The organism is Bacillus thuringiensis, from assembly GCF_022095615.2.
GTDB classification, from domain to species: domain Bacteria; phylum Bacillota; class Bacilli; order Bacillales; family Bacillaceae_G; genus Bacillus_A; species Bacillus_A cereus_AG.
Window position 1 is genome coordinate 272,501 of sequence record NZ_CP155559.1, and the last position, 15,000, is coordinate 287,500.

Consider the following 15,000-nt stretch of genomic DNA (forward strand, 5'->3'; position numbering starts at 1 on the left):
AGGAGAGAATCCTAAGGTGTGCGAGAGAACTCTGGTTAAGGAACTCGGCAAAATGACCCCGTAACTTCGGGAGAAGGGGTGCTTTCTTAACGGAAAGCCGCAGTGAATAGGCCCAAGCGACTGTTTAGCAAAAACACAGGTCTCTGCGAAGCCGTAAGGCGAAGTATAGGGGCTGACACCTGCCCGGTGCTGGAAGGTTAAGGAGAGGGGTTAGCGTAAGCGAAGCTCTGAACTGAAGCCCCAGTAAACGGCGGCCGTAACTATAACGGTCCTAAGGTAGCGAAATTCCTTGTCGGGTAAGTTCCGACCCGCACGAAAGGTGTAACGATTTGGGCACTGTCTCAACCAGAGACTCGGTGAAATTATAGTACCTGTGAAGATGCAGGTTACCCGCGACAGGACGGAAAGACCCCGTGGAGCTTTACTGTAGCCTGATATTGAATTTTGGTACAGTTTGTACAGGATAGGCGGGAGCCATTGAAACCGGAGCGCTAGCTTCGGTGGAGGCGCTGGTGGGATACCGCCCTGACTGTATTGAAATTCTAACCTACGGGTCTTATCGACCCGGGAGACAGTGTCAGGTGGGCAGTTTGACTGGGGCGGTCGCCTCCTAAAGTGTAACGGAGGCGCCCAAAGGTTCCCTCAGAATGGTTGGAAATCATTCGTAGAGTGCAAAGGCATAAGGGAGCTTGACTGCGAGACCTACAAGTCGAGCAGGGACGAAAGTCGGGCTTAGTGATCCGGTGGTTCCGCATGGAAGGGCCATCGCTCAACGGATAAAAGCTACCCCGGGGATAACAGGCTTATCTCCCCCAAGAGTCCACATCGACGGGGAGGTTTGGCACCTCGATGTCGGCTCATCGCATCCTGGGGCTGTAGTCGGTCCCAAGGGTTGGGCTGTTCGCCCATTAAAGCGGTACGCGAGCTGGGTTCAGAACGTCGTGAGACAGTTCGGTCCCTATCCGTCGTGGGCGTAGGAAATTTGAGAGGAGCTGTCCTTAGTACGAGAGGACCGGGATGGACGCACCGCTGGTGTACCAGTTGTTCTGCCAAGGGCATAGCTGGGTAGCTATGTGCGGAAGGGATAAGTGCTGAAAGCATCTAAGCATGAAGCCCCCCTCAAGATGAGATTTCCCATAGCGTAAGCTAGTAAGATCCCTGAAAGATGATCAGGTTGATAGGTTCGAGGTGGAAGCATGGTGACATGTGGAGCTGACGAATACTAATAGATCGAGGACTTAACCATATAATATGAAGCAAATGTTATCTAGTTTTGAAGGAATATACCTTCATCAGTTTGGTGATGATGGCAGAGAGGTCACACCCGTTCCCATACCGAACACGGAAGTTAAGCTCTCTAGCGCCGATGGTAGTTGGGACCTTGTCCCTGTGAGAGTAGGACGTCGCCAAGCAACTGTAAGACGAGTCAGAATGACTCGTCTTTTTTGTGTTTCTAACTTCTAATTCTTTTGATTCTCTCATATTCATTTTCTTTCAACATTTTTGATGCGTAGTTTAAGATTTTCTATTTTATTTTTTGTAGAAGCGATCTGTCGGTATGTTAAAATAGTGCAGTTGTTTTTTTGAGTACTTGAATATAAGAAGATTTAATTTTGAAAAAGGAGATAATATGAAAAAGATAAGTGTAATTACTATAGTAGTTTTAGTCCTTCTAGCAATTGCTTATATGTTAGTCGGTAATTATTTTTATAATTATGCATTGAATGCAAAACAAGAGAAAGAATTTTTAGAGGATAATCCTCATTTAGTGGAAACTGTGAATGCATCCGGAGGTGTGTTGGCTACAAATGAAGAAAAGGATGCGAACTTTGTCTCACATCATAAACCTAATACATTGAACATAAATTCTTTCGATAAGTTGAAATTAACAGGTTATGAATATATCAATGAAAAATCTAGCCATAAATGGGCAATTGTAGTTCATGGATATGATAGTAGGGCGTCGAAAATGACGAAATATATCCGGAATTTTTATGAACAAGGCTATAATGTCATAGCACCAGATCTTCGTGGGCACGGAAATAGTGAAGGCGATTATATAGGGATGGGCTGGCACGATCGTAAAGATATTTTGATTTGGATTCAACAAATTGTAAAGAAAGACCCTAATGCTGAAATAGCACTATTTGGTGTTTCAATGGGAGGAGCAACTGTAATGATGACTTCCGGTGAAGAGTTACCTTCTAACGTTAAAGTTATTATTGAAGATTGTGGATACTCAACTGTTATTGATGAATTTACGTATCAACTAAAAGATTTATTCCATTTGCCAAAGTTTCCTGTTATGAATGCGGCAAATACAGTTACAAAATTAAGAGCTGGATATGATTTAGAAGAAGCCTCAGCTGTAAAACAAGTAGCGAAAAGTAAAACACCGATGCTATTTATTCATGGGGATGCTGATACATTCGTTCCTTATGAAATGTTAGATGAAGTATATAATGCTGCAAAAGTAGAAAAAGAGAAATTAATTGTTCCAGGTGCTGGACATGGAGAAGCTGAGAAGATAGATTCGAATAAATATTGGAATACTGTATGGAAGTTCGTGGGAAGATACATTCCAGCGTAATTAGATTGTTTTAGATTTGTATATACGATAATCAGAAGGAAATGTTTTTATACTTTTGATTATCGTTTTTTCTATTTAAAAACTTATTTTAGTTTGTAGTATATAAGGTTTGAAGCATAAATTTTTGAATTCCTTAGTGCCAGTGCTACAATGATTGAAAACTACATGTTAATGAGGTGTTTCTATGAAAATTGAAGTATGGTCAGATTTTGTATGCCCATTTTGCTACATTGGGAAACGTAGATTAGAGATGGCTTTAGAGCAATTTCCACATAAGAAGGATGTTGAAGTTGAGTTTAAAAGTTTTGAATTAGACCAAGATGCTCCAATCTATTCTGGAACAAGTATTAATGAAGTACTTGCATCAAAGTATGGAATTAGTATCGAAGAAGCTAAGCGCAATAATGTACAACTAGGAAATCATGCAGCTAGTATGGGGTTAAGTTTTAATTTTGATGAAATGAAGCCGACGAACACTTTTGATGCGCATCGTCTTGCAAAGTTTGCAAAGGATCAAGGGAAAGAAAAAGAGATTACGGAAAATCTACTTTTTGCATATTTCACTGAATCGAGAAATTTAAGTGATGTGGATACGCTGGCTACTATCGCTGAAGCTTCAGGTTTAGATAAGCAAGAAGCTTTACGTGTTGTTCATGATAAAAATGCATATGCAAATGATGTTAGAATTGATGAAGCGATTGCTCAGCAATATCAAATTTCAGGAGTGCCTTATTTTATTATTAATCAAAAGTATGCTATTTCAGGTGCGCAACCACTTGAAACTTTTGTTGGTGCACTTCAGCAAGTGTGGGAAGAAGAGAATCCTGCATCTAAGTTACAAGAGCTTTCTTCAGAAGGTGCAAGCGATATGTCTTGTACGGATGAAAGTTGTTCGGTACCTTCAAAAGAACAATAGTTTTTATGATGGAATAGCAACCCATATAGTGTTTTATGGGTTGCTTATATATTCTTATAGAAGAGGTATATAAATTAATAACGTAAATAGGGTTTATAAAAAATGAAGTTTTTTATAAAAACATATTGACGATTGTAGGTTAGAGGTGTAATATAGAACAAGTCGCCGATGCAATAACGCAGAACGCGGCAAACAAAATGAAAAACTTAGTTGACATTAACTAACGAAGATGTTAACATAAGGAAGTCGCAAATGAGCGACCAAGTAGTTCTTTGAAAACTGAACGAAACAAACAACGTGAAACGTCAATTTTTATTTTTAGATGCTAGACAAACTAACTTTATTGGAGAGTTTGATCCTGGCTCAGGATGAACGCTGGCGGCGTGCCTAATACATGCAAGTCGAGCGAATGGATTGAGAGCTTGCTCTCAAGAAGTTAGCGGCGGACGGGTGAGTAACACGTGGGTAACCTGCCCATAAGACTGGGATAACTCCGGGAAACCGGGGCTAATACCGGATAACATTTTGAACTGCATGGTTCGAAATTGAAAGGCGGCTTCGGCTGTCACTTATGGATGGACCCGCGTCGCATTAGCTAGTTGGTGAGGTAACGGCTCACCAAGGCAACGATGCGTAGCCGACCTGAGAGGGTGATCGGCCACACTGGGACTGAGACACGGCCCAGACTCCTACGGGAGGCAGCAGTAGGGAATCTTCCGCAATGGACGAAAGTCTGACGGAGCAACGCCGCGTGAGTGATGAAGGCTTTCGGGTCGTAAAACTCTGTTGTTAGGGAAGAACAAGTGCTAGTTGAATAAGCTGGCACCTTGACGGTACCTAACCAGAAAGCCACGGCTAACTACGTGCCAGCAGCCGCGGTAATACGTAGGTGGCAAGCGTTATCCGGAATTATTGGGCGTAAAGCGCGCGCAGGTGGTTTCTTAAGTCTGATGTGAAAGCCCACGGCTCAACCGTGGAGGGTCATTGGAAACTGGGAGACTTGAGTGCAGAAGAGGAAAGTGGAATTCCATGTGTAGCGGTGAAATGCGTAGAGATATGGAGGAACACCAGTGGCGAAGGCGACTTTCTGGTCTGTAACTGACACTGAGGCGCGAAAGCGTGGGGAGCAAACAGGATTAGATACCCTGGTAGTCCACGCCGTAAACGATGAGTGCTAAGTGTTAGAGGGTTTCCGCCCTTTAGTGCTGAAGTTAACGCATTAAGCACTCCGCCTGGGGAGTACGGCCGCAAGGCTGAAACTCAAAGGAATTGACGGGGGCCCGCACAAGCGGTGGAGCATGTGGTTTAATTCGAAGCAACGCGAAGAACCTTACCAGGTCTTGACATCCTCTGAAAACTCTAGAGATAGAGCTTCTCCTTCGGGAGCAGAGTGACAGGTGGTGCATGGTTGTCGTCAGCTCGTGTCGTGAGATGTTGGGTTAAGTCCCGCAACGAGCGCAACCCTTGATCTTAGTTGCCATCATTAAGTTGGGCACTCTAAGGTGACTGCCGGTGACAAACCGGAGGAAGGTGGGGATGACGTCAAATCATCATGCCCCTTATGACCTGGGCTACACACGTGCTACAATGGACGGTACAAAGAGCTGCAAGACCGCGAGGTGGAGCTAATCTCATAAAACCGTTCTCAGTTCGGATTGTAGGCTGCAACTCGCCTACATGAAGCTGGAATCGCTAGTAATCGCGGATCAGCATGCCGCGGTGAATACGTTCCCGGGCCTTGTACACACCGCCCGTCACACCACGAGAGTTTGTAACACCCGAAGTCGGTGGGGTAACCTTTATGGAGCCAGCCGCCTAAGGTGGGACAGATGATTGGGGTGAAGTCGTAACAAGGTAGCCGTATCGGAAGGTGCGGCTGGATCACCTCCTTTCTATGGAGAATTGATGAACGCTGTTCATCAATATAAGTTTCCGTGTTTCGTTTTGTTCAGTTTTGAGAGAACTATCTCTCATATATAAATGTATGTTCTTTGAAAACTAGATAACAGTGTAGCTCATATTTTTTTAATTTTAGTTTGGTTAAGTTAGAAAGGGCGCACGGTGGATGCCTTGACACTAGGAGTCGATGAAGGACGGGACTAACGCCGATATGCTTCGGGGAGCTGTAAGTAAGCTTTGATCCGAAGATTTCCGAATGGGGAAACCCACCATACGTAATGGTATGGTATCCTTACCTGAATACATAGGGTAAGGAAGACAGACCCAGGGAACTGAAACATCTAAGTACCTGGAGGAAGAGAAAGCAAATGCGATTTCCTGAGTAGCGGCGAGCGAAACGGAACATAGCCCAAACCAAGAGGCTTGCCTCTTGGGGTTGTAGGACATTCTATACGGAGTTACAAAGGAACGAGGTAGACGAAGCGACCTGGAAAGGTCCGTCGTAGAGGGTAACAACCCCGTAGTCGAAACTTCGTTCTCTCTTGAATGTATCCTGAGTACGGCGGAACACGTGAAATTCCGTCGGAATCTGGGAGGACCATCTCCCAAGGCTAAATACTCCCTAGTGATCGATAGTGAACCAGTACCGTGAGGGAAAGGTGAAAAGCACCCCGGAAGGGGAGTGAAAGAGATCCTGAAACCGTGTGCCTACAAATAGTCAGAGCCCGTTAATGGGTGATGGCGTGCCTTTTGTAGAATGAACCGGCGAGTTACGATCCCGTGCAAGGTTAAGCTGAAGAGGCGGAGCCGCAGCGAAAGCGAGTCTGAATAGGGCGTTTAGTACGTGGTCGTAGACCCGAAACCAGGTGATCTACCCATGTCCAGGGTGAAGTTCAGGTAACACTGAATGGAGGCCCGAACCCACGCACGTTGAAAAGTGCGGGGATGAGGTGTGGGTAGCGGAGAAATTCCAATCGAACCTGGAGATAGCTGGTTCTCCCCGAAATAGCTTTAGGGCTAGCCTTAAGTGTAAGAGTCTTGGAGGTAGAGCACTGATTGAACTAGGGGTCCTCATCGGATTACCGAATTCAGTCAAACTCCGAATGCCAATGACTTATCCTTAGGAGTCAGACTGCGAGTGATAAGATCCGTAGTCAAGAGGGAAACAGCCCAGATCGCCAGCTAAGGTCCCAAAGTGTGTATTAAGTGGAAAAGGATGTGGAGTTGCTTAGACAACTAGGATGTTGGCTTAGAAGCAGCCACCATTTAAAGAGTGCGTAATAGCTCACTAGTCGAGTGACTCTGCGCCGAAAATGTACCGGGGCTAAATACACCACCGAAGCTGCGAATTGATACCAATGGTATCAGTGGTAGGGGAGCGTTCTAAGTGCAGTGAAGTCAGACCGGAAGGACTGGTGGAGCGCTTAGAAGTGAGAATGCCGGTATGAGTAGCGAAAGACGGGTGAGAATCCCGTCCACCGAATGCCTAAGGTTTCCTGAGGAAGGCTCGTCCGCTCAGGGTTAGTCAGGACCTAAGCCGAGGCCGACAGGCGTAGGCGATGGACAACAGGTTGATATTCCTGTACCACCTCTTTATCGTTTGAGCAATGGAGGGACGCAGAAGGATAGAAGAAGCGTGCGATTGGTTGTGCACGTCCAAGCAGTTAGGCTGATAAGTAGGCAAATCCGCTTATCGTGAAGGCTGAGCTGTGATGGGGAAGCTCCTTATGGAGCGAAGTCTTTGATTCCCCGCTGCCAAGAAAAGCTTCTAGCGAGATAAAAGGTGCCTGTACCGCAAACCGACACAGGTAGGCGAGGAGAGAATCCTAAGGTGTGCGAGAGAACTCTGGTTAAGGAACTCGGCAAAATGACCCCGTAACTTCGGGAGAAGGGGTGCTTTCTTAACGGAAAGCCGCAGTGAATAGGCCCAAGCGACTGTTTAGCAAAAACACAGGTCTCTGCGAAGCCGTAAGGCGAAGTATAGGGGCTGACACCTGCCCGGTGCTGGAAGGTTAAGGAGAGGGGTTAGCGTAAGCGAAGCTCTGAACTGAAGCCCCAGTAAACGGCGGCCGTAACTATAACGGTCCTAAGGTAGCGAAATTCCTTGTCGGGTAAGTTCCGACCCGCACGAAAGGTGTAACGATTTGGGCACTGTCTCAACCAGAGACTCGGTGAAATTATAGTACCTGTGAAGATGCAGGTTACCCGCGACAGGACGGAAAGACCCCGTGGAGCTTTACTGTAGCCTGATATTGAATTTTGGTACAGTTTGTACAGGATAGGCGGGAGCCATTGAAACCGGAGCGCTAGCTTCGGTGGAGGCGCTGGTGGGATACCGCCCTGACTGTATTGAAATTCTAACCTACGGGTCTTATCGACCCGGGAGACAGTGTCAGGTGGGCAGTTTGACTGGGGCGGTCGCCTCCTAAAGTGTAACGGAGGCGCCCAAAGGTTCCCTCAGAATGGTTGGAAATCATTCGTAGAGTGCAAAGGCATAAGGGAGCTTGACTGCGAGACCTACAAGTCGAGCAGGGACGAAAGTCGGGCTTAGTGATCCGGTGGTTCCGCATGGAAGGGCCATCGCTCAACGGATAAAAGCTACCCCGGGGATAACAGGCTTATCTCCCCCAAGAGTCCACATCGACGGGGAGGTTTGGCACCTCGATGTCGGCTCATCGCATCCTGGGGCTGTAGTCGGTCCCAAGGGTTGGGCTGTTCGCCCATTAAAGCGGTACGCGAGCTGGGTTCAGAACGTCGTGAGACAGTTCGGTCCCTATCCGTCGTGGGCGTAGGAAATTTGAGAGGAGCTGTCCTTAGTACGAGAGGACCGGGATGGACGCACCGCTGGTGTACCAGTTGTTCTGCCAAGGGCATAGCTGGGTAGCTATGTGCGGAAGGGATAAGTGCTGAAAGCATCTAAGCATGAAGCCCCCTCAAGATGAGATTTCCCATAGCGTAAGCTAGTAAGATCCCTGAAAGATGATCAGGTTGATAGGTTCGAGGTGGAAGCATGGTGACATGTGGAGCTGACGAATACTAATAGATCGAGGACTTAACCATATAATATGAAGCAAATGTTATCTAGTTTTGAAGGAATATACCTTCATCAGTTTGGTGATGATGGCAGAGAGGTCACACCCGTTCCCATACCGAACACGGAAGTTAAGCTCTCTAGCGCCGATGGTAGTTGGGACCTTGTCCCTGTGAGAGTAGGACGTCGCCAAGCAACTGTAAGACGAGTCAGAATGACTCGTCTTTTTTGTATGCTTTCATACCTCTGTTAATTGCCTGCTTAACACCTTCTAAATAGGCGAATCCATGCTTTTTATCTGGTTCTAAGTAAGTACCTTCTGCCCATTCATTCCACGCATTAATAAATAAAAACTGGCTGTTGTAAAGAGAATAGGTACGTTGAATTTGCTTACTTAAATATATCGTAAACTTTCTAGGAGTGGAGCCTAGGAAGATGCTGCTATTTAAGTCTTTGCGGCGTGCCGTGTTGTCCCAGTCGACAAAGGCACCGGGAAATGTTTTTTTCTCTGTAGGAGATCGCTTTAGTATATACATCCACACTTTATCATAATCCCAAGCGCTTATTTGTTTACCAGACTCATATATTGTCTTATTTATGTCTGAAGAGCTATCATGAGCAATTGTATAAAAAGGCTCAAATTGAATACTAGCATCAAATCCATTTATATTAGGAAGTGGAAAGCTGTTTAATGTTTCTGCGAAGTATATACCTTTCAAACCATTTTCTTGTGCGAGTGTATTCCAGTAATTAAGCATTTGCTCACAATCAGGGATATGCCCAGGACGATAAATAATGAATAGTGGTTTATCATCTATACGGATATACCTCTCATCTTGGAAAGCTTGTAATAAATACTCAAAGTGTTCTTTCCAATCCGATAACTCTCCGTAATTTTGAGGCATTAATATGTGACTATCAAGACCATCCCAAGTTTTTGTCCACGGTTCATTTGCCCAAGAAAGGCAAAATGGAAAATCTGGTTCGCCCGTCTTAAGTACTTCATTAAAGGGTGTCTCCAATAGCCTCTTTCCTTTAAACCAGTAATGGTAATAACAAAAACCATATATGCCGTACGCTTTGGCAATTTTTGCTTGCCACTTTCTTACGGATGGGTTGGTTAAGTCATAATAAAAATCTTGATAAGGTTCTCTAGGTTGATAATGTCCTGAAAATAAAGGTCGTGCACTTTTAGTATTTGTCCATTCGGTAAAACCTTTCCCCCACCATTGGTTATTTTCTTTTATTTGATGAAACTGTGGTAAGTAAAAAGCGATTATTTTCAAGGTATATCCCCCTTTTGTTCTTTATAGTTCAAGTGGTGGGAAGTTACTTTTGATTTTTTGGATCCAGTTTAAGGCGCGAGATATGTTATTTACTGTTTTTATGCTCTATATTGAATTTGTTTTTACAGTCTACTCGATATGGGAATCTTGGATGATTCAATATATATGGCTGAGATAAAAAACGATTTTCATTATGAAATTACGTGCATTATCATGAACGAAAAGAGTTAATCTTTTTGGAGAACAAATAGGGCTTGGGGTAATTGGTTTACATTATCAAAAAAAGTCCCGCAGCTTTAAATATTTCTGATAGTGATTTTTAATATAAGTTCTAGGTATAACGGTTTCCCCGTAGAAGCTACTGTTTCTAATGTCTCCAGCTCCCGTAGGACTGTGGACAAAATTTCCGCTTTCATAATCCGAGATGGCACGATTTCCTAACGTTTCATTACAAATAGTAATCATGAGGGGATCTACATCAATACCAAGTAAATTTTCATCGTGAACATCTTTGAAAAAGGAACGTATAATTCTCTCCCATCCGCAACCGAAGTCTAAAATTTTACGTTCGTTATTCAAGGGAACACCTAAATTTTGGGCATATGTTTTGACATGGCTATAAAACAAATATGCTTCATAAAGAGCATGTTCATAGGAAGCACCTACAAACTGTTGTTGAATTTCTTCCGGGGGGAACATAGGTACTAGGGTGCCGTTTATCTTTGTTTGTGAGCAACTTTGTATAAATAGATTTAGAAGCTCAATAGCAGATAGTGGACTAACAAGGTTATCAAAATCACTTCCTAACTTAAAGTTATTCATTTGTTAAATCTCCGAATGATGTAGTGATTAACAACTATTTATTTGTTTTTTACTAACAAAAACATGCAAAAATTCAGCATCTAACCCCATTGATCTATCCTTTTGTAAATAAACAATGGTATACATGTTTGCATGTGTATAAATATATTCAATCATATCTTGACCCCAATCAAATGTTACTAAAGACCCATTCTCATCAATAGGATTTCCATGATAAATTGGCTCCTCAATATACTCAATTCCTTCTTTAATGATTCTTGCTCTTTGCAAAGTTTTTGTGAGTGTATGATACCAAGGGACAGTAAAGACATGAGCGCCGCCAGGTTTTAATACACGCTCTATTTCTTTAAAGGCTTTGTTTGGCTCCATTACATGTTCAAAGACATCTTGAGTAATGAACAAATCAAAAGATTCATTTGGAAAAGTCATGTTTTCTAAGTTCTCACATCTAATTCCTTGAAAGTATTGACCGAGAGGATAGTTTTTAAAGTACTGAGAGTATGTATAGTTTTCGCAGTTTTTTATTAGTAGTTGAGTTGTAATTCCTCCAGGAGAGGATTCGTGGATATGATAGGAACCCCATTTTGGAAAAAATGTATTTAAAACATGGATTAAAGCTCGCTGCCTTGGTATAGAGTGGCATGTAGAACATAAGTAATGATCTCTAAGCCAATCATTATGCTCTATAAATGTAGTTTCCTTCTCACAAATAACGCAGTAACCATTATTGTGCTTTAAATTACCTTCCACATGACATCACTCCTGTGTAAAAAATGCATATGACACACACTTCAACAATCAGTGAAATCAAAGAGAGTGGGTGAAAATAAGGAATCCCATAAAAGTAAGATTGGTAGAATGGAATAATTAGCGGGAGAAAACCCCACGCTAATTAAAGTTTCACTTTATGCTATGCGTTACATTCGCTTTTATTCATTGAAAAATGTATCGACTTAGAATATCCCCTTTGTGTACGGATACATTTCAAAGTCTTGTGCATATATTTCTGTAACTAACGCCATTGTTTCTTCATCATAAAAGCTTTCATATGTTGGAAAGCGAGGGAAGGCTGCATCTGTAAGGCTGAGTTCTGCATAGCTTCCTGTATAAAGCATTTTATGAGCGCGATGATGATCTGAATTTGTAAGTAACGCTAAATTGGATTTAATCAAATCGTACGTGTGTTCTATCTTGGTGATTTGTGTATTAAAATCTTCTAAAGGAATATAGTATTGGATGAAATTTTCTTCACCTGGAACGTATTGCTGACTAAAATGTATGTCCATTGCTAGGGAATTTGAACCCAATGCTCGAATGTAATATAAAAATTGTTTAAATGATACTCCACGGTTACTATATTTGTCATTATACAAATAATGGCGGATACTTTCCCATTGAGGGCTAGCGTATGGATTGTCAGCAAGTAATAAAAATGAGCTGACGGCCCTTTTGTAGGGATTCCGTACAAGTTTACAAACATCTTTATTTGATGATAGAAGACCATTTTGTAACTCTGGTATGTAATTTATATTGTTTTTATACACCCAGAACTCATAGTAATGAATAAAGTCATTGTATTTCTTTGCTTCAGTAAATAATCCAATTTGAAAAAAGAACCAATTAGCTAATGCGGTACATCCGCTTCTATGGCTCCAGAATAGTATAAGTGGAAAGTCTTTATGGAAATGTGGGATTCGATCTTTATGTAGGATTACATGATTTAAAAGCTCTTGATTTACATTCTTCATAAATGTAGTGCTCCTTTTTGAAAGTTTTATTTATGGAGAAGGTTTTTTACATAGAATAAACGAGTGAGAATATGGGAAGGGAAGTTTTTATTAATCCAATATATTCATGGGAATGAGTAAATAGTATGAGTGTTTTTTGCGATCATCTTAAATAAGGTGGCGATTCTAAAATGAAAATATAAAATAAAGATAATGAAAATTTATAAGAGGCATATAATTATAAGAGAATAAATAATAGAAGTGACCAAGTTCATGTATTTCTAGGTGTGATAAGCAAAAATCTTATTACTAGAGAGGATATTATGAGGAAGAATAATTATTTAATAGTAGGTGGAAATAGTTTCATTGGTATTAACCTTACATTAGGTTTATTGAAACAAGGTCAAAGTGTAAAAGTATTTTCCAGACATATAAATAATTTTCCTCAAAATATTATAAGTGATGTTGAATTTATTAAAGGTGATTTAGCAAATATTGAAGATATATATAAAGCTTTAGTGAATGTGGATATAATTATTTATTTAGCTGCAACGTCTAATGTAACAACTTCAATTGAAGATGTTTTCGGAGATAGGAACAGTAGCTTTTTTTTTCTTAACTTCATGGAAAGTGTTAAAAATTTTCCTGTTAAAAAAATTGTATTAGCATCTTCTGGAGGCACGGTGTATGGTGAACCTGAATATTTACCTATCGATGAGAAACATTCATTAAAACCACTTTCTCCTTACGGAATAACAAAAGTGACGCTTGAAAATTACTTGTATTTTTATAAGAAAAAATATGGAATTGACTATGTTGTATGTAGATATTCTAATCCATATGGAAAATATCAAAATCCTTTAAAGAAAGTTGGGGCAATAAATTGTTTTTTGTATCAGCATCTCAGTAATGAAAAGATTAATATATATGGGAATCCACAAGAGATTATTCGGGATTATATTTATATTGATGATTTAGTTGAAATTACAATACAACTATCGCAATTAAATCGCTTGAAATCTTGTGTGTATAACATAGGAAGCGGTACAGGACTTTCGTTAAAACGAATTATAGTAGAATTGGAGAAATTAACGGAAAGAAAAGTGGATTTTATCTGTTATAAACAAAAACAAGAAAATGTTCAAAAAATCATTTTAAATATAGATAGGGTAAGACAAGAATGTAATTGGGAACCGAAAATAGATTTCAAAAGTGGAATTAGATTAAATAAGCTATGGATTGAAGAGTTTTTATATAGTAAAAAATAATAAACCATGCCCTACTTGTGTATAAGTAGAGCGTGGTTTATTATTTTATTTCCTTTTTTATTACCCAAAGGTCTTGATGTTCCCACCAAAAACCTTCAGTGTATTTTTTGATGACAGGGTTATAGGGTAATAATTTAATTTTGGCACATACGTAAGAAGGGCTAACGATCGTTTGCCCGTATTGATGAACATCTAAATCCAATTGTTCACTAGAGGGGAGAAACCAATAACCCTGTTTATTTAAATCTGGAAAGCTGAAGTACTTTTTACTTTGATAACCATGAGTTGTAAAAATGAATAAGCCGCCAGGAGAAACAGCGTTATACAATGTTTGAAGCCAACGAAACCAAGTTGTATCAGGCATATGAGAAAAAAAGGATAGACAAAAAACGATATCATACATAGACGAGGCCAAATTTACTTGTTCAGGTTCAGGATGAGATAAGATAGAAGAAGTATTTAATGTACGTTCAATAAAAGTAATAGCCTCTTCATGTATATCGCAAGTAGTTATACTTAAGTTCGTTTGTAGGTTTAATAAATGACGTGTTACGCAGCCATATCCGGATGCGAATTCTAATAATTTTATTGGCGTGTCTATAGGAGGATAAAAGGAAGTAATCAAATCTAAGAGTGTTTCTGCGGATTTTCTCCCATCTTGAAAATAATAATCTATCGCTTCTTTTTTAGATGGGAAGACTGGATTCGTGACAAGGAATTGAAAGATATGATCCTCTGGATGGATATTTGCATTTACATTGTAGTTGTGTGCAATTTGAGAAACCAAATCTTTATTTGCCTTTATAAATTCTTTCAAAGAGTAACCCTCCTTAAATTATAGTAACGTCTTACAAGAGATACTGATGGCGAAGAAAATATATCATTCAATCTTCAAATATGCTTTAAGGTACTTTCTATATGTGTACATTTTCTTTTTTGATATGTCGTCGATAGTAAAGGTTTCTTTAATGAAATTCTGCATTTGTACAACTTCACTGTAATGGGAATATGAATCTTCTGTTCTCGTTACGCTATTTGTATGCCGTCTATGGTAGTTTAGGGGTTTGGGATTGAAATAAATATTCCCCTCTTTAAGAATAGAAACATAGAAAAACCAATCACCGGCTACTTTAAACTTTTCTAATTGTTTTTCTGTTGCTTGTATATCTATGTTTTTAAAAACTACACTTGAGACATTAGGTATGGTGTTTTTGATAAGTAACGTATCTTGTATTTCATCTGTCCCTTTTCGAAAATAAGAACTTTTCCATTTTTCTTTATCGATATCATTTGTGTAATCTAAATAATGATTGGCCAGGATATTTCCTCGTTCATCTATTTGTTTTGATTGTGTGTAGCTTAAGGTAACATCACCATGTATATGAAACCCTTGTATGACTTCTTCTAAAAATGTCTGATCACATAAGTCATCGGCCTCTGCAATCCAAATATAATCACCGG

8 protein-coding genes, 5 rRNA genes and 1 pseudogene (2 of these 14 only partly in view) are annotated in these 15,000 nt (G+C 40.7%); 8 read left to right on the forward strand and 6 right to left on the reverse strand.

What is annotated here, in order from left to right; translation table 11 throughout:
- From KZZ19_RS01565 to rrf (KZZ19_RS01595), 7 genes are all read left to right on the forward strand, one after another.
- Positions 1-1,246: ribosomal RNA gene (locus KZZ19_RS01565) — 23S ribosomal RNA — on the forward strand (it extends 1,676 nt beyond the left edge of the window).
- A gap of 50 nt (positions 1,247-1,296) precedes the next feature.
- Positions 1,297-1,412, forward strand: a 5S ribosomal RNA gene (gene rrf / locus KZZ19_RS01570).
- A 218-nt stretch (positions 1,413-1,630) separates the two neighbouring features.
- The gene (locus KZZ19_RS01575) at positions 1,631-2,590 is read left to right on the forward strand and encodes an alpha/beta hydrolase (RefSeq protein WP_237982901.1); all 960 of its coding nucleotides are present in this window, start codon (positions 1,631-1,633) and stop codon (positions 2,588-2,590) included.
- Positions 2,591-2,774: 184 nt separating this feature from the next.
- Positions 2,775-3,506: a DsbA family oxidoreductase gene (locus tag KZZ19_RS01580; protein WP_237982900.1), complete on the forward strand. Its 732-nt coding sequence runs from the start codon at positions 2,775-2,777 to the stop codon at positions 3,504-3,506.
- 340 nt (positions 3,507-3,846) lie between these two features.
- Positions 3,847-5,398, forward strand: a 16S ribosomal RNA gene (locus tag KZZ19_RS01585).
- 146 nt (positions 5,399-5,544) lie between these two features.
- Positions 5,545-8,465: ribosomal RNA gene (locus KZZ19_RS01590) — 23S ribosomal RNA — on the forward strand.
- Between the two features lie 50 nt (positions 8,466-8,515).
- Positions 8,516-8,631, forward strand: a 5S ribosomal RNA gene (rrf, locus tag KZZ19_RS01595).
- Together the 16S, 23S and 5S rRNA genes form the textbook arrangement of a ribosomal RNA operon.
- Positions 8,632-8,645: 14 nt before the next feature.
- On the opposite strand, the gene KZZ19_RS01600 is transcribed toward rrf (KZZ19_RS01595), so the two are convergent.
- The 4 genes and pseudogenes from KZZ19_RS01600 to KZZ19_RS01615 all read right to left on the reverse strand — a co-directional run bounded on the left by KZZ19_RS01600 (position 8,646) and on the right by KZZ19_RS01615 (position 12,292).
- Positions 8,646-9,722: a glycosyltransferase WbsX family protein gene (locus KZZ19_RS01600; protein WP_237982850.1), complete on the reverse strand. Its 1,077-nt coding sequence runs from the start codon at positions 9,720-9,722 to the stop codon at positions 8,646-8,648.
- A 227-nt stretch (positions 9,723-9,949) separates the two neighbouring features.
- Positions 9,950-10,544 (reverse strand): annotated as a pseudogene (locus KZZ19_RS01605) (hypothetical protein).
- Positions 10,545-10,571: 27 nt separating this feature from the next.
- Positions 10,572-11,294, reverse strand: a complete 723-nt coding sequence (locus KZZ19_RS01610; protein WP_237982849.1) for a class I SAM-dependent methyltransferase — start codon at positions 11,292-11,294, stop codon at positions 10,572-10,574.
- Positions 11,295-11,497: 203 nt separating this feature from the next.
- Positions 11,498-12,292, reverse strand: a complete 795-nt coding sequence (locus KZZ19_RS01615; RefSeq protein WP_237982848.1) for a sulfotransferase family 2 domain-containing protein — start codon at positions 12,290-12,292, stop codon at positions 11,498-11,500.
- 302 nt (positions 12,293-12,594) lie between these two features.
- Here KZZ19_RS01615 and KZZ19_RS01620 point away from each other — a divergent pair, with 302 nt between their 5' ends.
- Complete coding sequence (locus KZZ19_RS01620) at positions 12,595-13,539, forward strand: NAD-dependent epimerase/dehydratase family protein (RefSeq protein ID WP_237982847.1); 945 nt, start codon at positions 12,595-12,597, stop codon at positions 13,537-13,539.
- A 40-nt stretch (positions 13,540-13,579) separates the two neighbouring features.
- On the opposite strand, the gene KZZ19_RS01625 is transcribed toward KZZ19_RS01620, so the two are convergent.
- Both KZZ19_RS01625 and KZZ19_RS01630 read right to left on the reverse strand, forming a co-directional pair.
- Positions 13,580-14,356: a class I SAM-dependent methyltransferase gene (locus KZZ19_RS01625; RefSeq protein WP_237982846.1), complete on the reverse strand. Its 777-nt coding sequence runs from the start codon at positions 14,354-14,356 to the stop codon at positions 13,580-13,582.
- 63 nt (positions 14,357-14,419) lie between these two features.
- Positions 14,420-15,000, reverse strand: the 3' portion of a protein-coding gene (locus KZZ19_RS01630; protein WP_348638020.1) for a glycosyltransferase. It continues 1,354 nt past the right edge of the window; only the last 581 of its 1,935 coding nucleotides appear in the window; its start codon lies beyond the right edge, outside the window; it ends in the stop codon at positions 14,420-14,422.